This is a genomic window from Zoogloea sp. (assembly GCF_041904905.1).
GTDB lineage: Bacteria > Pseudomonadota > Gammaproteobacteria > Burkholderiales > Rhodocyclaceae > Zoogloea.
In genome coordinates, this window is record NZ_JAYRMI010000030.1 from 1 (window position 1) to 19,765 (window position 19,765).

The 19,765-nt window shown below is 67.2% G+C and carries 21 protein-coding genes; 12 read left to right on the forward strand and 9 right to left on the reverse strand.

Going from position 1 to position 19,765, the window contains the following annotated elements; translation table 11 throughout:
• Positions 1-231 precede the first annotated feature (231 nt).
• The 3 genes from ACE3N6_RS10295 (at position 232) to ACE3N6_RS10305 (ending at position 2,399) form a co-directional block, all read left to right on the forward strand.
• A complete protein-coding gene (locus ACE3N6_RS10295) occupies positions 232-801 on the forward strand; it encodes a recombinase family protein (RefSeq protein WP_374245429.1) in 570 nt (189 codons plus the stop codon).
• Between the two features lie 105 nt (positions 802-906).
• The gene (locus ACE3N6_RS10300) at positions 907-1,704 is read left to right on the forward strand and encodes a BglII/BstYI family type II restriction endonuclease (protein ID WP_374245431.1); all 798 of its coding nucleotides are present in this window, start codon (positions 907-909) and stop codon (positions 1,702-1,704) included.
• A gap of 5 nt (positions 1,705-1,709) precedes the next feature.
• Positions 1,710-2,399, forward strand: coding sequence for an MT-A70 family methyltransferase (locus tag ACE3N6_RS10305; protein ID WP_374245433.1), 690 nt, complete (start codon positions 1,710-1,712; stop codon positions 2,397-2,399).
• 54 nt (positions 2,400-2,453) lie between these two features.
• On the opposite strand, the gene ACE3N6_RS10310 is transcribed toward ACE3N6_RS10305, so the two are convergent.
• Entirely contained in the window at positions 2,454-3,074 is a 621-nt protein-coding gene (locus ACE3N6_RS10310; protein WP_374245435.1) for a DUF4082 domain-containing protein, read from the reverse strand.
• 317 nt (positions 3,075-3,391) lie between these two features.
• Here ACE3N6_RS10310 and ACE3N6_RS10315 point away from each other — a divergent pair, with 317 nt between their 5' ends.
• Positions 3,392-4,177, forward strand: a complete 786-nt coding sequence (locus tag ACE3N6_RS10315; RefSeq protein ID WP_374245437.1) for a hypothetical protein — start codon at positions 3,392-3,394, stop codon at positions 4,175-4,177.
• A gap of 98 nt (positions 4,178-4,275) precedes the next feature.
• Here ACE3N6_RS10315 and gatB read toward each other — a convergent pair whose 3' ends face one another.
• The 4 genes from gatB to gatC all read right to left on the reverse strand — a co-directional run bounded on the left by gatB (position 4,276) and on the right by gatC (position 8,083).
• The gene (gatB, locus tag ACE3N6_RS10320; RefSeq protein ID WP_374245439.1) at positions 4,276-5,736 is read right to left on the reverse strand and encodes an Asp-tRNA(Asn)/Glu-tRNA(Gln) amidotransferase subunit GatB; all 1,461 of its coding nucleotides are present in this window, start codon (positions 5,734-5,736) and stop codon (positions 4,276-4,278) included.
• A gap of 29 nt (positions 5,737-5,765) precedes the next feature.
• Positions 5,766-6,272 carry a hypothetical protein gene (locus ACE3N6_RS10325; protein WP_374245441.1) on the reverse strand — a complete coding sequence of 169 codons (507 nt, stop codon included), beginning with the start codon at positions 6,270-6,272 and terminating at the stop codon, positions 5,766-5,768.
• A gap of 8 nt (positions 6,273-6,280) precedes the next feature.
• Positions 6,281-7,732 carry an Asp-tRNA(Asn)/Glu-tRNA(Gln) amidotransferase subunit GatA gene (gatA, locus tag ACE3N6_RS10330; RefSeq protein ID WP_374245444.1) on the reverse strand — a complete coding sequence of 484 codons (1,452 nt, stop codon included), beginning with the start codon at positions 7,730-7,732 and terminating at the stop codon, positions 6,281-6,283.
• Positions 7,733-7,795: 63 nt separating this feature from the next.
• Positions 7,796-8,083, reverse strand: a complete 288-nt coding sequence (gene gatC / locus ACE3N6_RS10335) for an Asp-tRNA(Asn)/Glu-tRNA(Gln) amidotransferase subunit GatC (protein WP_374245446.1) — start codon at positions 8,081-8,083, stop codon at positions 7,796-7,798.
• 108 nt (positions 8,084-8,191) lie between these two features.
• Between gatC and ACE3N6_RS10340 the strand changes: the two genes are divergently transcribed.
• From ACE3N6_RS10340 to ACE3N6_RS10375, 8 genes are all read left to right on the forward strand, one after another.
• Positions 8,192-9,235: a rod shape-determining protein gene (locus tag ACE3N6_RS10340; protein WP_374245448.1), complete on the forward strand. Its 1,044-nt coding sequence runs from the start codon at positions 8,192-8,194 to the stop codon at positions 9,233-9,235.
• A gap of 178 nt (positions 9,236-9,413) precedes the next feature.
• A complete protein-coding gene (gene mreC, locus ACE3N6_RS10345) occupies positions 9,414-10,271 on the forward strand; it encodes a rod shape-determining protein MreC (protein WP_374245450.1) in 858 nt (285 codons plus the stop codon).
• A 3-nt stretch (positions 10,272-10,274) separates the two neighbouring features.
• Entirely contained in the window at positions 10,275-10,796 is a 522-nt protein-coding gene (gene mreD, locus ACE3N6_RS10350) for a rod shape-determining protein MreD (protein ID WP_374245452.1), read from the forward strand.
• 3 nt (positions 10,797-10,799) lie between these two features.
• A complete protein-coding gene (mrdA, locus tag ACE3N6_RS10355; RefSeq protein ID WP_374245454.1) occupies positions 10,800-12,704 on the forward strand; it encodes a penicillin-binding protein 2 in 1,905 nt (634 codons plus the stop codon).
• A complete protein-coding gene (gene rodA / locus ACE3N6_RS10360; protein ID WP_374245456.1) occupies positions 12,697-13,839 on the forward strand; it encodes a rod shape-determining protein RodA in 1,143 nt (380 codons plus the stop codon). Before mrdA ends, rodA begins: the two co-directional genes overlap by 8 nt.
• A gap of 46 nt (positions 13,840-13,885) precedes the next feature.
• Positions 13,886-14,944: a septal ring lytic transglycosylase RlpA family protein gene (locus tag ACE3N6_RS10365; protein ID WP_374245458.1), complete on the forward strand. Its 1,059-nt coding sequence runs from the start codon at positions 13,886-13,888 to the stop codon at positions 14,942-14,944.
• A gap of 85 nt (positions 14,945-15,029) precedes the next feature.
• The gene (locus tag ACE3N6_RS10370; protein ID WP_374245460.1) at positions 15,030-15,242 is read left to right on the forward strand and encodes a hypothetical protein; all 213 of its coding nucleotides are present in this window, start codon (positions 15,030-15,032) and stop codon (positions 15,240-15,242) included.
• A 3-nt stretch (positions 15,243-15,245) separates the two neighbouring features.
• The gene (locus tag ACE3N6_RS10375; protein WP_374245462.1) at positions 15,246-15,473 is read left to right on the forward strand and encodes a hypothetical protein; all 228 of its coding nucleotides are present in this window, start codon (positions 15,246-15,248) and stop codon (positions 15,471-15,473) included.
• 20 nt (positions 15,474-15,493) lie between these two features.
• On the opposite strand, the gene ACE3N6_RS10380 is transcribed toward ACE3N6_RS10375, so the two are convergent.
• From ACE3N6_RS10380 to mnmG, 4 genes are read right to left on the reverse strand one after another with little or no spacing between them, the layout of a single operon-like run.
• Positions 15,494-16,360, reverse strand: a complete 867-nt coding sequence (locus tag ACE3N6_RS10380) for a ParB/RepB/Spo0J family partition protein (RefSeq protein ID WP_374245464.1) — start codon at positions 16,358-16,360, stop codon at positions 15,494-15,496.
• 8 nt (positions 16,361-16,368) lie between these two features.
• On the reverse strand, positions 16,369-17,139 hold the full coding sequence (locus ACE3N6_RS10385) for a ParA family protein (protein ID WP_374245466.1): 771 nt from the start codon (positions 17,137-17,139) through the stop codon (positions 16,369-16,371).
• 3 nt (positions 17,140-17,142) lie between these two features.
• Entirely contained in the window at positions 17,143-17,772 is a 630-nt protein-coding gene (rsmG, locus tag ACE3N6_RS10390; protein ID WP_374245468.1) for a 16S rRNA (guanine(527)-N(7))-methyltransferase RsmG, read from the reverse strand.
• Positions 17,769-19,673, reverse strand: a complete 1,905-nt coding sequence (mnmG, locus tag ACE3N6_RS10395) for a tRNA uridine-5-carboxymethylaminomethyl(34) synthesis enzyme MnmG (RefSeq protein ID WP_374245470.1) — start codon at positions 19,671-19,673, stop codon at positions 17,769-17,771. Before mnmG ends, rsmG begins: the two co-directional genes overlap by 4 nt.
• Positions 19,674-19,765: the final 92 nt, after the last annotated feature.

Consider the following 19,765-nt stretch of genomic DNA (forward strand, 5'->3'; position numbering starts at 1 on the left):
AAGCGCCCGGTCGGGAGCAAATTCGTCCGACCCGGGAGCGCGCACCTCCCAACCGGGAGAAAAAAGGTCCGACCGGGAGCTTGGGGCTCCCGGCGTAGGGACAGGGCTGCCGAGCCGCGGAGTCGGTGGGGCGGGCGCCGAGCGCGGATGGGCGTGGTAGTAGGGGTTTTCGGAATGGAAGGGGTGGGGTTGTTCTGTTAAAATTCCCGTAAATTTTTCATCGTACATAAAATGTCAAGAAATCAACGGGTAGGCTACGTACAGATTTCGATGGATGCCGGAGACCCTGGAGTTCAGCGCGAGGCGTTGGTCAGGGCCGGTTGTACGGCGATCTACGAGGATGCGCTCACCAAGGGCAGGAAATCCGAATGGCCCGAGTGGGAGCGATGCCGCAAGACACTGCGCGCGGGGGACACCCTTGTCGTGTGGCGTCTCGATCGCCTGGGACGTGGTTTGTCGGAGTTGATTCGCGTTGTCACCGAGCTGGTGCGCGACGGCATCGCGTTCGAGAGTGTCTCGGATGAGATTGCGACGACAGGCAGCGATGGAGTGGCCACTTCTCGCGTGTTCGCGGCGCTTGCCAATTCGGAGCACCACCTTGTTCGGGAGCGGACCCATGCGGGGCTGAGCGCGGCCCGGGCTCGAGGGCGTGCTGGCGGAAGAAAGCCCAAGTTGGACGAGCAGGACGTGCTTGAGATTCGGGCGCTTTGGCGCGACGCGAGCTTGTCAGTGGCGGATATCGCACGACGTTACGGTGTGTCGCGGACAACGCTTTACAAACATCTGGAATCGTCAGGCTGAACGCCCGCTGCAAGAGAGCGGCTGTGGTGTGGGCGGCAACCTGCACCACAGCCTGACCATAACCTGCCTGCGATGGAGGCGAAGGCATGGCTGAACATACTTTACATGGCTCACGAACAAGATCCAGACCTTCCTCATGGCGACGACGAGATTGCCGAAGCGGGCTTCGATGCTGACGACGATGTTGCATTACGGCCCGGACCGAATGCCGATCCAATGGCCGACATCGAGCGGTACATCAGACCCGAGGTCCGTGCTCTTTACGATGTGTTCAGCTATCGGCACGCGGCGGCGATCCTCTCCACCTCGTTTCCCGTCGAGCTGGACGAAATCCAGCAGGCGTTGCTCGCATTTCGAATCTCGGTGCGGGATATCGGCATGCCCGGCGGAAACGAGTCGGTCATACCCAAGAAATTCTCCGGCGCGTTGCGTCCGGCTGATTGGGTCGAGACCCGCATCCAGGGAGATCTGTTGGTGAGGTCGCACAGTTTTCTTCCTGGTGGCAGGCAGAAAGAGGCCAGACGTAATGAGCGCACGATAGAGAACTTCATCGATGGCCACAAAATCGACTACGTGAAAGGACGAGTGGCCTTCGATATGGAGTGGAACTCCAAGGATCAGACCTTCGACCGGGATCTGTACGCCATGCGGACCTTCCATGAATGCGGCTTGATCAGTGCGGGCGTCATGGTCACCCGAAGTGCCGCGCTGAACCCCGTGTTCGACAAAGTGCCGCAACTGGACAAAGCAGGTAACGAAGTCGGCAAGAGCGTGAAGGCGAAGTTCGGTGCCAGTACCACCTGGATGGGCAAGCTCCTTTACCGCCTCAACGCCGGGCGCCATGGCGGCTGCCCGGTGCTCGTGTTCGGTATCACACCAAAATTGATTGAAGACTGGAACTAATCATCATGACCAATCCCAAGGCTGACGAAGCCCCCGATGCAGCGGGGGACCTTCTCGCCCGCCATGGCGGACGGCAATTTCATACGATCTTGGCCGACCCCCCCTGGCAGTTCCAGAATCGAACCGGAAAGATGGCGCCGGAGCATAAGCGTCTGTCGCGGTATGGAACGATGAATCTTGAGGCGATCATGGCGCTGCCTGTCGAACAGTTGGCTGCCGACACGGCGCATCTTTACCTTTGGGTGCCTAACGCGCTGCTTCCGGAAGGGTTGCGCGTGATGGAAGCCTGGGGGTTTGAATACAAGTCAAACATCGTTTGGCACAAAGTCCGCAAGGATGGCGGGCCGGATGGGCGTGGCGTCGGGTTCTATTTTCGGAACGTCACCGAGTTGGTGTTGTTCGGCATTCGCGGCAAGAACGCGAGAACGCTTGCCCCGGGCCGTCGTCAGGTGAATTTCCTCGCTACCCAGAAGCGCGAGCACTCTCGAAAACCCGACGAGTTCTACGACATTGTCGAGTCGTGCAGCCCGGGGCCCTACCTGGAACTATTTGCCCGTGGGCCCCGTATCGGTTGGGATGTCTGGGGTAACCAGTCGGATGAGTATTATCCGACGTGGCCGACGTACTCCAATCATTCCCAGTCGGATCGCGATGGCGAACTGGCCGATCTCGCAGCGCTGCCGCTCTTCAAATAGCCTTTTTTGTCGCCCGAAACAAAAACCCCCGGCGGGTGCCGGGGGTGGTCAGGCTTACTTGCGGCGGCGGGCCAGGCCCAGGCCGGTGAGGCCGAGGGCGGCCAGCATCAGGGCGGTGGGCTCGGGCACGGTCCCGCCGTTGCCGAGGCTGATGTTGGGGCCGAAGTAGCCCCAGGGCATGTCGTTCACGTAGGTGGGCGCGGTGAGGAAGTCGCCGCTGGTGCCGGCCGAGTAGGCGTTGCCCAGCTTGCTGAGGCGCGGGTCGACGACCAGATTGGCAATATCGGCGCCGAAGAGGTAGGCGTCGGAGAGGCTGGCGCCCACCACCCGGTAGTCGCCCGGGCCGAGGGTGAGCGGGGCGATGCTGGCCACGCGGAACAGGCCCTGCAGGGTGGAGGCCGAGGTGACGGTGGCGGACGCAAGCAGGGTGCCGGCGCTGTCGTACAGATTCACCAGGTGATCGGCGGAGAAGCCGTTCTGGTCGGCGTCGAAGTAGCCCAGGCCGTCCACGGCGACGGTGGAGACGACGCTGAAGTTGACCCCGAGAACCCAGGAGCCGTTGGTGTAGACCTCTTCGATGGTGCTGGCAGTCCAGCCGAGGCTGCCGGCGACGGCCAGCGACGTGGAGCCGGCGAGGGCGAGGCCGGCCAGGCTTTTGACGATGGAGTGCTTCATGGTGGGCTTCCTTGACTGAGCGATCTGACGAATGACGCAGGCTTGGCTGCATTGCCCGGGTCGGGTATTTGCCGATTAAGCAAAAATCGCGCCCAGTTTTGGAAAAGTAAAACAATTCAACAGTCTGCCGATTTTTCAAAGCGGCCGGGCGGTGCTTGCCGGGGGCGGCTGTAAAATTTGACGACATGATAAATTTCACAATTTCGCGTCATATGCCCGGTGGGCAGCGGCTTGAGCGGTGGGCGGATGGCCTTGGCAAGCTGGCGGGCGGGCTTGTAAATTTCGCGCCGTCGATGTGTCTCTGAAGGAGGGTGAGCATGCATTCCCTGATTGCCGAGTTGCAGCGCCTGTTCGGCCGGCCGGGGCAGGATCTGCCCGATCCGCTGCCGGCCGACGGTGTTGATCTCGATCTGGTGAGTCCGGACGGGCGGGTGTGGGCGATGGCGGTCGGTGTTGCGCCGGCGGCCGGGTGGGCGCCCGTGGCGGCCTTGTGCGAGGGCGCGGTGAATGGGCTGGCGCTGCCGCCGCCGGCGGTGTCGCTGGCGGCCGGGGCGGGGTTCCGGGTGTGGTTCTCGCTGGCCGATCCGGTGCCGCTGGCGCGGGCGGAGGCTTTCCTGGCCGGCCTGCAGGCGCGTTTCCTGGCCGATGTGCCGGCGGCGCTGGTGAGCTTGCTGCCGTCGGCGGTCGGGCGGGCGGTGCCGCTGGCGCCGGCGGCGGTGGGCGAGGGGCGCTGGACGGCCTTCATCGACCCGGCGATGGGCGGCATGTTCGCCGGCGAGACCTGGCTCGACATGGCGCCCAGCCCCGAGCGTCAGGCCGAGCTGCTGGCCGGCTTCCGGTCGATCGCGGCGGCGGATTTTGCGCGGGCGATGGCGGTGCTGGAACCCGGTGGCCCGGTGGTGCCGGCGCCGGTGGGGCCGGTGGCCGGGTTGGTGATGGAGCCGCCCGCGGTGCCCGGCGTTGCGCCGCACATCCGGCTGGCGGTGGGGGGCGGTTTTGTGGACCCGAAGAGCTTTTTGCTGGCGGTGATGAACGACCCGGGCGCGAGCGCCGATCACCGGATCGAGGCGGCGAAGGCCTTGTTGCCGTATTTCGAGGGGTGATGCCGGGGCGGCGGCCCGGAAAGTGCGAACCCCGGCCTGGCCGGGGTTGTTGAAGCGGGCGGGGCCCGACGCATCCGCCGGGCCGGGCTGGAGCCGGGCTACCCGAGCTTCTTCTTCAGCAGCTCATTCACCTGCGCCGGGTTGGCCTTGCCCTTGCTGGCCTTCATGCACTGGCCGACCAGCGCGTTGAAGGCTTTTTCCTTGCCGGCGCGGAATTCCTCGACCGACTTCTGGTTGGCGGCCAGCACCTCGTCGATGATCGCCTCGATGGCGCCGGTGTCGGTGACCTGCTTGAGGCCCTGGGCTTCGATGATGGCGTCGGCGGATTCGCCTTCGCCGTTCCACAGCGCTTCGAAGACCTTCTTGGCGATGGCGTTGGAGATGGTGTTGTCGGCGATGCGGGCGACGAGGCCGGCGAGTTGCAGCGCGCTCACCGGGCTGGCGGTGATGTCCAGCTCGGCCTTGTTGAGGCGCGCGGCGAGGTCGCCCATCACCCAGTTGGCGCAGGTTTTGGCGCTGGCGGCGCCGGCTGCGGCGACGGCGTCGACGTAGAACTGGGCGGTCTCGCGGCTGGCGGTCAGCGTCGTCGCGTCGTAGGCGGAGAGGCCGTATTCGCCCTGGAAGCGGGCCGACAGGGCGGCGGGCAGCTCGGGCATCTCGCCCTTGACGCGGGCTATCCAGTCGGCGCCGATCACGAGCGGCAGCAGGTCGGGGTCGGGGAAGTAGCGGTAGTCGTGGGCGTCTTCCTTGCTGCGCATGGCGCGGGTTTCGCCGGTGTCCGGGTCGAACAGCACGGTGGCCTGCTGAACCTTGCCGCCGTCCTCGATCAGGTCGATCTGCCACTGGATCTCGTAGTCGATGGCCTGCTGCAGGAAGCGGAAGCTGTTGAGGTTCTTGATCTCGCGGCGGGTGCCGAACGCGGCCTGGCCGCGGGGGCGCACCGAGACGTTGGCGTCGCAGCGGAAGGAGCCTTCCTGCATGTTGCCGTCGCAGATGTCGATCCAGCGCACCAGGGCGTGGAGCGCCTTGGCGTAGGCCACGGCTTCGGCGGACGAGCGCATGTCGGGCTCTGAGACGATCTCGAGCAGCGGCGTGCCGGCGCGGTTGAGGTCGATGCCGGTCATGCCGTGGAAGTCTTCGTGGAGGCTCTTGCCGGCGTCTTCTTCAAGGTGGGCGCGGGTGAGATTGACGCGCTTTTCGTAGTGGCCGCCCTTGCCGTCGGGCACCAGCAGGTCGAGGTGGCCGCCCTGGACGACGGGCAGCTCGTACTGGCTGATCTGGTAGCCCTTGGGGAGATCGGGGTAGAAGTAGTTCTTGCGGGCGAAGATGCTCTTGGGCGACACGCTGGCGCCCACCGCGAGGCCGAAGCGGATGGCCCGCTCGACAGCGCCCTTATTGAGCACCGGCAGCACGCCGGGCAGGGCGATATCCACCGCGCAGGCCTGCACGTTGGGTTCGGCGCCGAAGGCGATGCTGGCGCCGGAGAAGATCTTGGATTGCGTGTTGAGCTGGGTGTGAACTTCCAGCCCGATGATGACTTCCCAGTCGGTTCTGCTCATGGTGGCTCTCTAGATTTGGTGTCGTTCGGTCAGTCGCAGTGGCCGGTGCTCTTGTCGATCAGGAGCGGCCACACGTAGTCGTGGGCGCTGGCCGGGCTGCACAGGGTGTGGCAGTTGGCAAAGGCGACGGTGATCTGCTCGCCCTGTTCCCACATGTGAACCCGGCAGTCCCGCGCGCCGGTGAGTTCGACGGAGGGCAGGGCCTGGGTCTGGCGGAACTGGGCGAGGTCGTAGCGGCAGGTGCCGCGCTTGGGCATCGTCACTTCGGCCTTGAAGGCATTGACCTTGGAGTTGACCACCTCGACGGTGGCGCTGCCGAAGTTGCCGGTCTCGTCCTTGAACTTGCATTGCGTGCTCACCGAGAAGGTGCGCAGGGGCATCGGCTTGAGCTTGCCGCCGGTGCCGGTGGCCGGGCGCTCGACGATGCCACCCCCCGCGGTGCCGTCATCGGCGGGGTGGCCGGGCAGCTCCAGGGTGCCGCAGCCGGCGAGGGCGGCCACGGCGGCAGCGAGGAGGGTGCGCTGGATCGGCTTCATCGCGGGTTTCAGGCCTGGGGCGCGCGGGCGTGCCAGTCGGTGGCTTGCTGGAACTGGTGGGCGACGCCCAGCAGGCGGGCTTCGTCGAAGTAGTTGCCGATCAGCTGCAGGCCCACCGGCAGGCCGCCCTTGCCGAAGCCGGCCGGGTGCGACAGGCCGGGCAGGCCGGCGAGGTTGATGGCGATGGTGTAGATGTCGGAGAGGTACATCTGCACCGGGTCGTCGCTCTTCTCGCCGATGCCGAAGGCGACCGTCGGGCTGGTGGGGCCGGCGATCACGTCGCACTGCCGGAAGGCGGCGGCGAAGTCGTTGGCGATCAGGCGGCGCAGCTTCTGGGCCTTGATGTAGTAGGCGTCGTAGTAGCCGTGGGAGAGCACGTAGGTGCCCACCAGGATGCGCCGCTTGACCTCGGCGCCGAAGCCCTGGGCGCGGCTCTTGCAGTACATGTCGTTCAGGTCGGTGTACTCGGCGGCGCGGTGGCCGTAGCGCACGCCGTCGAAGCGGCTGAGGTTGGAGCTGGCTTCGGCCGGGGCGATCACGTAGTAGGCGGGGATCGCCAGCCGGGCGTTGGGCAGGCTCACCTCGACGGTGGTGGCGCCGAGCTTGCGGTATTCGGCAAGGGCGGCCTCCACCGCGGCGCGCACGTCGTCGTCCATGCCGTCGGCGAAGAACTCCTTGGGCAGGCCGATGCGCAGGCCGGCCAGCGGCCTGGCCAGATCGCGGCTGTAGTCTTCGGCCTCGCGCTCGAGGCTGGTGGAATCCCGCGGGTCGTGGCCGGCCATGGCGGAGAGCAGCAGGGCGCAGTCTTCGGCCGAGCGGGCAAAGGCGCCGCCCTGATCCAGCGACGAGGCGTAGGCGATCATGCCGTAGCGGGACACGGTGCCATAAGTGGGCTTGATGCCGGTGATGCCGCACAGGGCCGCCGGCTGGCGCACCGAGCCGCCGGTGTCGGTGCCGGTGGCGATGGGCACCATCCGCGCCGCCACCGCCGCCGCCGAGCCGCCGGAGGAGCCGCCGGGCACGCAGTCGGGGTTCCAGGGGTTGCGGGTGGGGCCGAAGTGGGAGTTCTCGTTGGAGGAGCCCATCGCGAACTCGTCCATGTTGGTCTTGCCGACCATCACCGCGCCGGCTTGCTTGAGCAGGCTGACCACGTGGGCGTCGTAGGGGCTCACGAAGTTGGCGAGCATCTTCGAGCCGCAGGTGGTGAGCACGCCTTCGGTGCAGAAGACATCCTTGTGGGCCAGCGGGATGCCGGTGAGCGGGCCGGCGGTGCCGGCGGCCAGGCGTGCGTCGGCTTCGGCAGCGGCCTGCAGGGCGCTGTCGCGGCAGGTGGTGACGAAGGCGTTGATGCGCCCGTTGCCGGCCTCGATGCGGGCGAGGCTTTCGGTGGCGAGTTCGACGGCGGAGACGCGCTTCGCGCGAAGGGCGGCGGCGATGTCCTTGAGGCTGGAGTCGATCATGGTGCGGGGTGCGAAGTGAGGCGGCCGCCGGGGCGGGCCGCGGGAATCGGGAGGGGTGGCGGCTTACTCGATGACCTTGGGCACCAGGTACAGCCCGGCCTCGGTCTGCGGCGCGATGGCCTGGTAGGCCTGGCGGCGGTCGGTCTCGCTGACGGCGTCTTCGCGCAGGCGCTGGGCAAGCTCCTGGGGATGGCTCATGGGCTCGACCCCGTCGGTGTTCACGGCCTGCATTTCCTCGATCAGGCCGAAGATACCGTTGAGTTTGGCCTGGGTGGCATCCAGGTCGCCGTCGGCGAGTTCAAGGCGGGCGAGCTTGGCGATGTGGCGGACTTCGTCGGCGGAAAGTGTCATGGCAATTTACAAAGTTGCTTAAACGACAAAGGTTTGTAGGTTATCATAAGCGATTCTGTTGCCCCAATTCCCAACCCCTACAACGGCTTTTTCCGGGATTTTTCTCCGATGTTTGGTTCTCTGCGCTCTTACTTTTCGAACGATCTCGCCATCGACCTTGGCACCGCCAACACCCTGATCTACGTGCGCGGCAAGGGCATCGTTCTCGACGAACCGTCCGTGGTGGCGATCCGCACCGAGGGCGGCCCGAACGCCAAGAAAACCATCCTCGCCGTGGGGATGTCCGCCAAGCAGATGCTGGGCAAGACCCCGGGCAACATCACCGCCATCCGCCCGATGAAGGATGGCGTGATCGCCGACTTCACCGTCACCGAGCAGATGCTCAAGCAGTTCATCAAGAAGGTTCACGACACCCGCCTGTTCTCGCCCAGCCCGCGCATCATCATCTGCGTGCCCTGTGGCTCCACCCAGGTGGAGCGCCGCGCGATCCGCGAATCTGCCCTGGGCGCCGGTGCCAGCAATGTTTACCTGATCGAAGAGCCGATGGCTGCGGCGATCGGTGCCGGCATGCCGGTGGCCGACGCGACCGGCTCGATGGTCGTCGACATCGGCGGCGGCACGACCGAAGTGGGTGTGATCTCCCTGGGCGGCATGGTGTACGCCGGCTCGATCCGCGTCGGCGGCGACAAGTTCGACGAAGCCATCATCAATTACATCCGCCGCAACTACGGCATGCTGATCGGCGAGACCACCGCCGAATCCATCAAGAAGGAAATCGGCTCGGCCTTCCCGGGTTCCGAGGTCAAGGAGATGGAGGTCAAGGGCCGCAACCTGGCCGAAGGCATCCCCCGCGCCTTCACCATCTCGTCCAACGAGATCCTCGAAGCCCTCACCGAGCCGCTCAACCAGATCGTCTCCGCGGTCAAGATCGCGCTGGAGCAGACCCCGCCCGAGCTGGGCGCCGACATCGCCGAGCGTGGCATGGTGCTCACTGGCGGCGGCGCGCTGCTGCGCGACCTCGACCGCCTGCTGATGGAAGAAACCGGCCTGCCGGTGATCGTCGCCGACGACCCCCTCACCTGCGTGGTGCGCGGTTCCGGCATGGCCCTCGAAAAGATGGACCAGCTCGGTTCCATCTTCACCAGCGAGTAAGACACGTCGCAGACGACCGGGACGCCCGCAGTGAACTTCCCGTTCCCCTGCGTGCGTCGCCTGCCCGGGCTGGTCCCGGGCGCGGCCGTTTGCCCATCGACCTGAGCGTCCCTGTCCGATGGTCGGCCATTCGCCTCCTCCCTTCTTCAAACGCGGGCCTGCGCCGCTGGCCAAGCTCGTGTTCTTCGTCATCGTCTCGCTGGCGCTGCTGGTCTCCGACCTCAACCTGCGCTACCTCGACGCCTTCCGCCAGGGTCTGTCGGTGCTCGCCTATCCGCTGCAGATGGCGGCCGCCACGCCGGCGGATTTCGTGCGCAACGCCTCCAACTACTTCGCCTCGCTGGTGCGCCTGCAGATCGAGAACAAGGAGTTGAAGAGCAAGCAGCTCCAGGGCGCCGAGCGCCTGCTGCGCCTCGACCAGATCGAGCAGGAGAACCGCCACCTGCGCGCCCTGCTCGAGGCCCGTGAGCGGCAGCCGGTGAAATCCGTGGTGGCCGAGATCATGTACACCGCGAAAGACCCTTTCTCGCGCAAGGTCATTCTCGACAAGGGCGCCCAGGCCGGCATCGAGCCCGGTCAGGCGGTGGTGGACGACGCCGGGGTGATCGGCCAGATCACCCGGGTCTTCCCGATGCAGTCCGAACTCACCCTGCTCACCGACAAGGATCAGGCGATCCCGGTGACCATCGTGCGCAGCGGCCTGCGGGCGGTGCTGTTCGGCTCCGGCAACGGGCTGATGGAGCTGCGCTATCTGGCCGCCAACGCCGACGTGCAGCCCGGCGACAAGGTGGTCACCTCGGGGCTCGATGGCGTCTTCCTGGCCGGCCTGCCGGTGGCCACGGTGGCCCGGGTGGAGCGCGACCAGGCCCAGACCTTCGCCCGTATCCCCTGCCTGCCGGCGGCGGGGGTCGAGCAGTTCAGCCATGTGCTGGTGCTGGGCCATCGCGAAAGCCTGCCGCCGCGCCCGCCGGAGCCCGAGGTCATCAACAAGGGCAAGGGCGGCAAGGGTCGCAAGGCCAGGGCGGCCAAGGAGTAAGCCATGCAACCGACCAACCGTTCGAGCCGCATCCTGCTCCCGGTGAAGATGTGGTTTGTGTACCTCACCCTCTTCGTCGCGCTGTTCCTCAACTACATCCCCACCGGCCATCTGCCGGCGGTGCCGGATTTCGTGGCCCTGGTGCTGGCCTTCTGGTGCGTGCGCGAGCCGCTCAAGATCGGCATCGGCGCCGGCTTCGTGTTCGGCCTCTTCACCGACATTGGCGTGGGTGCGGCGATGGGGCAGCACGCCTTCTCCTACGTGCTGCTGGCCTACGCCGCCAACGAGCTGTCGCGGCGGGTGCTGTGGTTCACGCCGGTGGAGCAGGCGCTCCACGTGCTGCCCCTGCTGTTCCTGTCCCAGGTGGTGATGGTGGTGGTGCGGCTCATCGCCGGGGCCGAGTTCCCCGGCTGGTGGATGTTCTTCGGCAGCTTCGTGGCCGCCCTCCTGTGGATTCCCCTGCACTACGTGCTGCTGCTGCCCCAGTACCAGCCCGTGGAGCGGGACGAGAACCGGCCGATCTGACCGATGACCACGATCCGCACGCCCGAGCAGGAACTCGGCCGTTTTCGTGCCCGGCTGGCGGTGGCCGGGGCGGTGGCGCTGGTGTGCTTCGGGCTGCTGGCGGCGCGCTTCTTCTACCTGCAGGTGGTGCGCTACGACTACTACTCCACCCGCGCCGAGGACAACCGGATCTCGCTGGTGCCCATCGTGCCCAACCGCGGCCTCATCATGGACCGCAACGGCACGGTGCTGGCCCGCAACTATTCGGCCTACACCCTGGAGATCACCCCGTCGCGGGTGGCCGATCTCGAGCAGACCATCGAGGCGCTCTCCAGGCTCGTCGACATCCAGCCCAAGGATCGCAAGCGCCTCAAGAAGCTGATGGACGAATCCAAGAGCTTCGAATCGTTGCCCATCCGCAACCGCCTCACCGACGAGGAAGTCGCCCGCTTCATCGCCCAGCGCTACCGCTTCCCGGGGGTCGAACTCAAGGCGCGGCTGTTCCGCGACTACCCGATGGGCGCCTTCGGCTCCCACATCATCGGCTACATCGGGCGGATCAACGACCGCGACCTGGAGCGCATCGAGGAGAACGACGACTCCGCCAACTACCGCGGCACCGACCACATCGGCAAGGCCGGCCTCGAGAAGAGCTACGAGCGCGAACTCCACGGCCAGACCGGCTACGAGGAGGTCGAGGTGGATTCCGGCGGCCGCGCCGTGCGGGCCCTGCGGCGCACCCCCGCCACGCCGGGCAACAACCTCATCCTCACCGTCGATCTCAAGCTGCAGGAAGTCGTCGAGAAGGCCTTCGGCAACCGCCGCGGCGCGCTGGTGGCCATCGAGCCGGGCAGCGGCGGGGTGCTGGCGCTGGTGTCGGTGCCCACCTTCGACCCCAACCTGTTCGTGGACGGCATCGCCCCCCAGGATTGGGACGAGCTCAACAACTCCCCCAATCACCCGATGGTGAACCGCGCCCTCAACGGCGCCTACCCGCCGGGCTCCACCTTCAAGCCCTTCATGGCGCTGGCGGCGCTGATGAGCGGCAAGCGCACCGCCAGCCAGGCCATCTCCGATCCGGGCTACTTCGATTTCGGCGGACACCACTTCCGCGACGACAAGGCCGGCGGTCACGGGGTGGTGGACATGTACAAATCCATCGTCCACTCCTGCGACACCTACTACTACAAGCTCGCCAACGACATGGGGATCGACCTGATCGCCGCCCAGATGGCCCAGTTCGGGTTCGGCAGCCGCACCGGCATCGACATCGAAGGCGAGAGCACCGGCGTGCTGCCCTCGCCCGAATGGAAGAAGCGCCGCTTCAAGAAGCCCGAGCAGCAGAAGTGGTTCGGCGGCGAGACCATCTCCATCGGCATCGGCCAGGGCTACAACGCCTACACCATGTTGCAGCTCGCCCACGCCACCGCCACGGTGGCGGCCGGTGGGGTGATGTTCAAGCCCCACCTCGTCAAGTACATCGAGAGCGCCAAGGACGGCTCGCGGCGGATGATCGAGCCCCAGCCGATCAAGACCATCCCGATCCGCCAGGACCACCTCGACACCATCCGCCGGGCGATGGTGGGGGTGAACCGCGAGGGCACCGGCACCCGCGCCTTCGCCGGCGCCCCCTACCAGGCGGCGGGCAAGACCGGCACGGCCCAGGTGTTCTCCCTGAAGGGCGCCAAGTACAACGCGCGGATCGCCGAGCGCCTGCGCGACCACGCCCTGTTCATCGCCTTCGCCCCGGCCGACAAGCCCACCATCGCGCTGGCGGTGCTGGTCGAGAACGGCGGCTTCGGTGCCGAATCCGCCGCCCCGATCGCCCGCCAGGTGCTCGACTACTACCTCCTGGGCAAGCTGCCGGCCGGCATCGCGCCGGAGTACCCCGGCGCCGAGGGCAACAACGGGGACAGCGCCGGTGATTGACTCCCGCTTCGATCCGCGCAAGTGGCCGGGCTACCTGCTGGCGCCCCTCGACGGCCCGCTGCTGGTCATCGTGCTGCTGCTGCTCGGTTTTGCCACGGTGGTGATGGTCAGCGCCTCGCCCGAGCGCCTGGGCACCCTGGCCCTCAACATCGGTGTGGCCTTCGCGGTGATGTGGGTGGCCGCCAGCATTCCGCCCCAGCGCATGATGAGCATCGCCCTGCCGCTCTACGTGCTGGGGGTGCTGCTGCTGGTGGGGGTGGCCCTGTTCGGCGACGTCTCGAAGGGCGCCCGACGCTGGCTCAACATCGGCGTGGCGCGCATCCAGCCCTCCGAGCTGATGAAAATCTCCATGCCGCTGATGCTCGCCTGGTATTTCCAGCTGCGCGAGGGCGCGCTGCGGGTGCGCGACTTCTTCGTCGCCGCGGGGCTGCTGCTGCTGCCGGTGGGGCTGATCGCCAAGCAGCCCGATCTGGGCACCGCCTTGCTGGTGGCGGCGGCCGGCTTCTACGTGCTGTTCTTCGCCGGCCTGGCCTGGCGGCTGATCCTGCCGGTGGCCATCGTGGGCATCGCCGGCATCGTCGCCATCGTCGCCATGGGCGACACCATCTGCCAGCCCGGCGTCGATTGGCCCGGGATGCGCGAATACCAGAAGCACCGGGTGTGCACCCTGCTCGACCCCACCTCCGACCCTCTCGGCAAGGGCTTCCACATCATCCAGTCCACCATCGCCATCGGCTCCGGCGGGGTGCTCGGCAAGGGCTGGGGGCACGGCACCCAGACCCACCTGGATTTCCTGCCCGAGCGACACACCGATTTCATCTTCGCGGTGCTCACCGAGGAATTCGGGCTTGCCGGTGCCATCGTGCTGGTGTTACTCTATATCTGTCTGATTTTTCGCGGTTTGTTTATCGCCGCTGGTGCCCCGACCCTGTTCTCGCGCCTTCTCGCTGGCGCGCTCACGCTGATCTTCTTCACCTACGCGTTTGTGAACATGGGGATGGTGAGCGGAATTCTCCCCGTGGTGGGGGTTCCGTTGCCCTTTGTCAGTTACGGTGGCACTGCACTCGTTACCCTGTGTCTTGGTGTCGGGATGCTCATGAGCATCCAGCGTCACCGGCGTCGGGTAGGTGCCTGAACCCGCGTGCGCCCCTTGGGCGCGCGCCCGAACAGGAATACGTGTCATGCCCCCTGTAGCGATCTCCCGTCGCGCCGGCTTGCTGCCTGCGCTCTTCAGTAGCGTCCTCCTGCTGTCTGCCCCCGCCATCGGTGCGCCCGCCACGACGACGGACGCCCGATCCGACGAGGCCACCCTCGCCGGTCTCAAGCCTACCCCCCGCTTCCATTTTGCCGACGGCGTGTTCAAGAACGACGGCCTGCCCGACGACGGGGCCGCCGCCACCCCCGACGCGCTGCCGACCGCGCCGGTCATCAGAAAAAGCGATTATTCCCTGCAGGGTTCCATCTCTTCCGGGAATGGTCTCACCCTCGAGAAAGGGGTGGCGAGTTGGTACGGCAAGATGTTCCACGGCCGCAAGACCTCCAGCGGCGACACCTACGACATGTACGCGATGACCGCGGCCCACCCGAGCCTGCCGATTCCCAGCTACGTGCGGGTGACCAACCTGGCCAACGGCCGTTCGGCCGTGGTGCGGGTGAACGACCGCGGCCCCTTCCATCCGGGCCGGGTCATCGACCTCTCCTACGCGGCGGCCTACAAGCTGGGCTACGTGGATCAGGGGCAGGCCCAGGTGGAGATCGCGCTGGTGCTGCCCGAGGACGTGGCCTTCGTCCAGCCGGGCCGTCCGGTGCCGCCGATCCGGCGGGCCAAGGCCCCGGCCGCCCCGGCTCCGCTTGCCCAGCGTCCCGCGCCTGCGCCCGAGGCGGTGGCGGTGGCCGAGCCGGCCCGCCCGGCCGTCGAGCCGCCGGCGGTGGCTGCCGTGGCGCCGGTGCCCGCAGCCGTAGCCGCCGCGTCGGCCGCGCCGGCAGGGCGGGCTGCAGAGCGGGTCGGCAGCGAGGTCTTCCTGCAGCTGGGGGCCTTCGGCACGGCGGTCACTGCCGAGCACTTCAAGGGTTTCGTCGAGCACGAGCTGAAGTGGCTGAAGGAGTCGGTGTCGGTGCTGGCCTACGAGGGCAAGTACCGGCTGCGCGTCGGGCCCTTCCCGTCGGCCTTCGAGGCCCGCTCCATCGCCGAGCGCATCGCCGCCACCCTCAAGCTCAAGCCCTCGGTCGTCCAGCGCTGAACCCAACCGGGGTACAAAACCCTGTTTGTGGCAAGGTAATTTTTCACCCTTTGGCTATACTGAAGTCAACCGAAGGGAGGATGCCATGAGCTTCTTCGATTCCCCGATCAGCCGCTGCGAAGCGGTTCGCGAGATGGTCCTGACCGACCAGACTCAACGTCAATGTGCCCTTGAGCACGGTTGCCCGCCGGGGCGCAACTGCCCGCTGGATGGGTGCTTCGCGATGACTTCCGGCATCACCGAGGCGGCGAGTCTGGCCGAGGTGGCGCACGCCGAAGCCGCCCACCGCCACGCCTGAGGCATGGCCAACCGCACGCTCGGTACCCGCCAGAAGCTGGTGTTCCGCGGCCCCGACGAGGGGCCGGGCGGCGGGCCGAAATCGCCCCGCAACCCGCTGGTGGTGCCAGCCCTGCAGCGCAAGGCCGGGCCCCACGACAAAACCGCGGGGGGCAAGCGTCAGGCCGAAAAGCGCGCGATGAGCCGCCAGCTGCAACGGCTGGCGGGCGGGGTTTCCGGCGAATCCGAGTAAGGGCGTGACGCGCCGCGCGTTCAGCGCAGCTTGTCGAGCAGGCCGTCGAGTTGATCCAGGTTGCCGAACTGGATCGTCACCGCGCCGGCGCCTTTCTTGTTGGCCTTGATCTTCACCGTCGCGCCCAGGCGGTCGGCGATTTCTTCTTCCAGACGCAGGATGTCCCGGTCGGGCGCCGGGGTGGGCGCCTTGGCCTTGGGGTTGAGTTCGGCCTGCACGAGGCGTTCGGCCTCGCGCACCGACAGCCCGCGGGCGGCGATGAGGTTGGCGAGGCCGACCTGGGCCGCGCCATCGAGCGGCAGCAGCGCCCGGGCGTGGCCCATGTCGATGTCGCCGGCCATCAGCAGCTCCTGCACCGGCGGGGCCAGCTGGAGCAGGCGCAGCAGGTTGGAGGCGGCCGGGCGGGAGCGGCCCACGGCGTCGGCGGCCTGCTGGTGGGTCATGCCGAACTCTTCGATGAGGCGCTGGATGCCGGCGGCCTCTTCGAGGGGGTTGAGGTCTTCGCGCTGGATGTTCTCGATCAGCGACATGGCCAGCGCGGCCTCGTCGGGGATCGCGCGCACCAGGCAGGGCACTTCGCGCAGCCCGGCGATCTGGGCGGCGCGCCAGCGGCGTTCGCCGGCGATGATCTCGTAGCGGGCGGCGTCGAACGGGCTGCCGATGGGGCGCACCAGGATGGGCTGCATCACGCCCTGGGATTTGATCGAGGCGGCGAGTTCTTCCAGCGAGCCCGGGTCCATCCGGGTGCGGGGCTGGTATTTGCCGGGCGACAGTTCGCTGGCGGGCAGCACCTGCAGTTCGCCGTCGTTCTTCGCGTCGTCGTCGGTGTTGGCGGCGAGGAGGGCGTCGAGGCCGCGGCCGAGCCCTTTGAGTTTGGGAGGTGCCATGGTGGGGGTCAGGGAGTCTGGATCCGCGCGATCATTTCCTTGGCGAAGGCCAGGTAGGCCTGGGCGCCCTTGGCGCTGCGGTCGAACACCACGCCGGGCAGGCCGTGGCTGGGGGCTTCGGCGAGGCGCACGTTGCGCGGCACGATGGTCTTGAACACTTTGTCGCCGAAGTGGGCTTCGAGCTGGGCCGAGACCTGCTGCTGCAGGGTGACCCGCGGGTCGAACATCACCCGCAGCAGGCCGATGATCGACAGGTCGCGGTTGAGGTTGGCGTGGACCTTCTTGATGGAGTTGACCAGATCGGACAGGCCCTCGAGGGCGTAGTACTCGCACTGCATCGGGATGATGACCCCGTGGGCCACGCACAGGCCGTTGAGGGTGAGCAGCGAGAGGGACGGCGGGCAGTCGATCAGGATGAAGTCGTACTCGCTGGCGTGCAGGGCGAGGGCGTCGCGCAGGCGGTTTTCGCGGCGGGCCAGGTCGACCAGCTCGACTTCGGCGCCGGCCAGATCGCGGTTGGCGGGGATCAGGTCGTACTGGCCGGCTTCCGAGCGGACCCGCGCTTCGGCCACGGTGCACAGGCCCACCAGCAGGTGGTAGACCGACTTGCCGAGGGTGCGCTTGTCGATGCCGCTGCCCATGGTGGCGTTGCCCTGGGGGTCGAGGTCGATGAGCAGCACGCGCTGTCCGGCGGTGGCGAGGCCGGCGGCCAGATTGACGCAGGTGGTCGTCTTGCCGACGCCCCCTTTCTGGTTTGCGATACAAAAAATGCGGGCCATGGCTCAGATTTGTCTCACGATGAGGAGGTGACGTTCGGCGTCGAGGCCGGGAACCGTCAGGGCGACGCTGCGTTCGAGGGCGAAACCCGCCGGGATGCGGGCGATCTCGTCGTCGGGATAGACGCCTTTCATGGCGAGGATGCGGGTGTCGGGGCCGGCGAGGTGGGCGGTGAGGTTCACGAAGTCGGCCAGATCGGCGAAGGCGCGGGAGACGATGCCGGCCGGGGCCTCCGGCGCGTAGGGCGGCTGCCAGGCTTCGATGCGGGCGTGGTGGGCGCGGAAGTTGGGCAGCTTGAGTTCGATCTTCGCCTGGTTCTGGAAGGTGGCTTTCTTCTGCACCGTCTCGACGGAATCGACCTGCAGGTCGGGCCGGCAGATGGCCAGCACCACGCCGGGCAGGCCGCCGCCGGAGCCGACATCCACCAGCCGGTCGATGCCCGCGATGTGGGGCAGCACCGACAGCGAATCGAGCAGGTGATGGGTGACGACCTGGGCCTCGTCGCGGATCGCGGTGAGGTTGTACACCTTGTTCCACTTGATGAGCAGGCGGGCGAAGGCGAGGAGCTTTTCGGGGGCGTCGGCGGGCAGGTCGAGGCCGAGGGCGGCGATGCCTTGTTCGAGGGTGGCGCTCATGCGGATTTCGGCTCCCGGCCGCGGGCCAGCTCGCTGCGCTTGAGCCACACCAGCAGCAGGCTGATGGCCGCCGGGGTGATGCCCTGGATGCGGCTGGCCTGACCGATGGTTTCGGGCTTGTGCTGGTTGAGGCGCAGCTGGACTTCCTTCGACAGGCCGCGGACGGTGGTGTAGTCGAGCCCGGCGGGCAGGCGGGTGGCTTCGGAATCCAGCTGGCGGGCGACTTCGTCCTGCTGGCGGTCGATGTAGCCCTGGTATTTGGCGGCGATCTCGAGTTGCTCGACCACCTGCGGGTCGGCCTCGGGGGCTTCGGGGGCACCGGGGAGGGTCATCAGGCTGGCGTAGCTCACGCCGGGGCGGCGGAGCAGGTCGAAGAAGCTGTATTCGCGTTCGATGGATTTGCCGAGCACGGCTTCGGCGGCTTCGGCCGAGACCTTGGCGGGCGTTGCCCAGGTGGCGCGCAGGCGCGCGGTTTCGCGTTCGATGGCCTCGCGCTTGGTGCAGAAGGCGGCCCAGCGCTCGTCGTCCACCAGGCCCAGCCTACGGCCGGTTTCGGTGAGGCGCAGGTCGGCGTTGTCTTCGCGCAGGCTGAGGCGGTATTCGGCGCGGGAGGTGAACATCCGGTAGGGCTCGGAGACGCCGCGGGTGATGAGGTCGTCCACCAGCACGCCCAGGTAGGCTTCGTCGCGGCGCGGGCACCAGGCGTCCTGACCCTTCACCTGCAGCGCGGCGTTGATGCCGGCCAGCAGGCCCTGGGCGGCGGCTTCTTCGTAGCCGGTGGTGCCGTTGATCTGGCCGGCGAAGAACAGCCCGCCGATGGATTTGGTCTCGAGGCTGGACTTGAGGTTGCGCGGGTCGAAGTAGTCGTACTCGATGGCGTAGCCGGGGCGCAGGATGTGGCAGTTCTCGAGGCCCTTGATGGAGCGCACGATGTCCAGCTGCACGTCGAAGGGCAGGCTGGTGGAGATCCCGTTGGGGTAGATCTCGTGGGTGTCGAGGCCTTCGGGTTCGAGGAAGACGTGGTGGCTGTCCTTGTCGGCGAAGCGGTGGATCTTGTCTTCGATGCTCGGGCAGTAGCGCGGGCCCACCCCTTCGATCACGCCGGAGTACATCGGCGAGCGGTCGAGGTTGGCGCGGATGATGTCGTGGGTGCGGCTGTTGGTGTTGGTGATCCAGCACGGCAACTGGCGCGGGTGCTGGCTGGCCTTGCCGAGGAAGCTGAACACCGGCACCGGGTTGTCGCCGGGCTGCGCTTCCATCGCCGAGAAGTCGATGCTGCGGGCGTCGAGGCGCGGTGGCGTGCCTGTTTTAAGGCGGCCCTGGGGCAGGGCGAGTTCCTTCAGGCGCTGGCCGAGGCTGATCGCCGGCGGGTCGCCCGCGCGGCCGGCGGAATAATTTTGCAGGCCCACGTGGATCAGGCCGTTGAGGAAGGTGCCGGCGGTGAGCACCACCGCGGGCGCCTCGAAGCGCAGCCCGATCTGGGTGACGACGCCGGTGACCCGGTCGCCCACCACGGTGAGGTCGTCCACCGCCTGCTGGAACAGCCACAGGTTGGGCTGGTTCTCGAGGCGTTTGCGGATCGCCGCCTTGTAGAGCACCCGGTCGGCCTGGGCGCGGGTGGCGCGCACGGCCGGGCCCTTGCTGGCGTTGAGGATGCGGAACTGGATGCCGCCTTCGTCGGTGGCCGCGGCCATCGCGCCGCCCAGGGCGTCCACCTCCTTCACCAGATGCCCCTTGCCGATGCCGCCGATGGACGGGTTGCAGCTCATCTGGCCGAGGGTTTCGATGTTGTGGGTGAGCAGCAGGGTGGCGCACCCGGCCCGCGCGGCCGCCAGCGCGGCTTCGGTGCCGGCATGGCCGCCGCCGACAACGATCACGTCGAATCGGGTGGGATGGAGCATGGGAAACCGGGAGAAGGTGAATCGGGGGACGGGAATGATACGGCCTTGCGCTGCAAAAATACAGCGCCGCGCATCGCCCGGATAGGGAAAAC

Excerpts from the sequence above, each read along its gene's own strand:
- ACE3N6_RS10295 (WP_374245429.1), top strand. The coding sequence starts at position 232 with ATGTCAAGAAATCAACGGGTAGGCTACGTACAGATTTCGATGGATGCC.
- ACE3N6_RS10300 (WP_374245431.1), top strand. The coding sequence starts at position 907 with ATGGCTCACGAACAAGATCCAGACCTTCCTCATGGCGACGACGAGATT.
- ACE3N6_RS10305 (WP_374245433.1), top strand. The coding sequence starts at position 1,710 with ATGACCAATCCCAAGGCTGACGAAGCCCCCGATGCAGCGGGGGACCTT.
- ACE3N6_RS10310 (WP_374245435.1), bottom strand. The coding sequence starts at position 3,074 with ATGAAGCACTCCATCGTCAAAAGCCTGGCCGGCCTCGCCCTCGCCGGC.
- ACE3N6_RS10315 (WP_374245437.1), top strand. The coding sequence starts at position 3,392 with ATGCATTCCCTGATTGCCGAGTTGCAGCGCCTGTTCGGCCGGCCGGGG.
- gatB (WP_374245439.1), bottom strand. The coding sequence starts at position 5,736 with ATGAGCAGAACCGACTGGGAAGTCATCATCGGGCTGGAAGTTCACACC.
- ACE3N6_RS10325 (WP_374245441.1), bottom strand. The coding sequence starts at position 6,272 with ATGAAGCCGATCCAGCGCACCCTCCTCGCTGCCGCCGTGGCCGCCCTC.
- gatA (WP_374245444.1), bottom strand. The coding sequence starts at position 7,732 with ATGATCGACTCCAGCCTCAAGGACATCGCCGCCGCCCTTCGCGCGAAG.
- gatC (WP_374245446.1), bottom strand. The coding sequence starts at position 8,083 with ATGACACTTTCCGCCGACGAAGTCCGCCACATCGCCAAGCTCGCCCGC.
- ACE3N6_RS10340 (WP_374245448.1), top strand. The coding sequence starts at position 8,192 with ATGTTTGGTTCTCTGCGCTCTTACTTTTCGAACGATCTCGCCATCGAC.
- mreD (WP_374245452.1), top strand. The coding sequence starts at position 10,275 with ATGCAACCGACCAACCGTTCGAGCCGCATCCTGCTCCCGGTGAAGATG.
- mrdA (WP_374245454.1), top strand. The coding sequence starts at position 10,800 with ATGACCACGATCCGCACGCCCGAGCAGGAACTCGGCCGTTTTCGTGCC.
- ACE3N6_RS10365 (WP_374245458.1), top strand. The coding sequence starts at position 13,886 with ATGCCCCCTGTAGCGATCTCCCGTCGCGCCGGCTTGCTGCCTGCGCTC.
- ACE3N6_RS10370 (WP_374245460.1), top strand. The coding sequence starts at position 15,030 with ATGAGCTTCTTCGATTCCCCGATCAGCCGCTGCGAAGCGGTTCGCGAG.
- ACE3N6_RS10375 (WP_374245462.1), top strand. The coding sequence starts at position 15,246 with ATGGCCAACCGCACGCTCGGTACCCGCCAGAAGCTGGTGTTCCGCGGC.
- ACE3N6_RS10380 (WP_374245464.1), bottom strand. The coding sequence starts at position 16,360 with ATGGCACCTCCCAAACTCAAAGGGCTCGGCCGCGGCCTCGACGCCCTC.
- ACE3N6_RS10385 (WP_374245466.1), bottom strand. The coding sequence starts at position 17,139 with ATGGCCCGCATTTTTTGTATCGCAAACCAGAAAGGGGGCGTCGGCAAG.
- rsmG (WP_374245468.1), bottom strand. The coding sequence starts at position 17,772 with ATGAGCGCCACCCTCGAACAAGGCATCGCCGCCCTCGGCCTCGACCTG.
- mnmG (WP_374245470.1), bottom strand. The coding sequence starts at position 19,673 with ATGCTCCATCCCACCCGATTCGACGTGATCGTTGTCGGCGGCGGCCAT.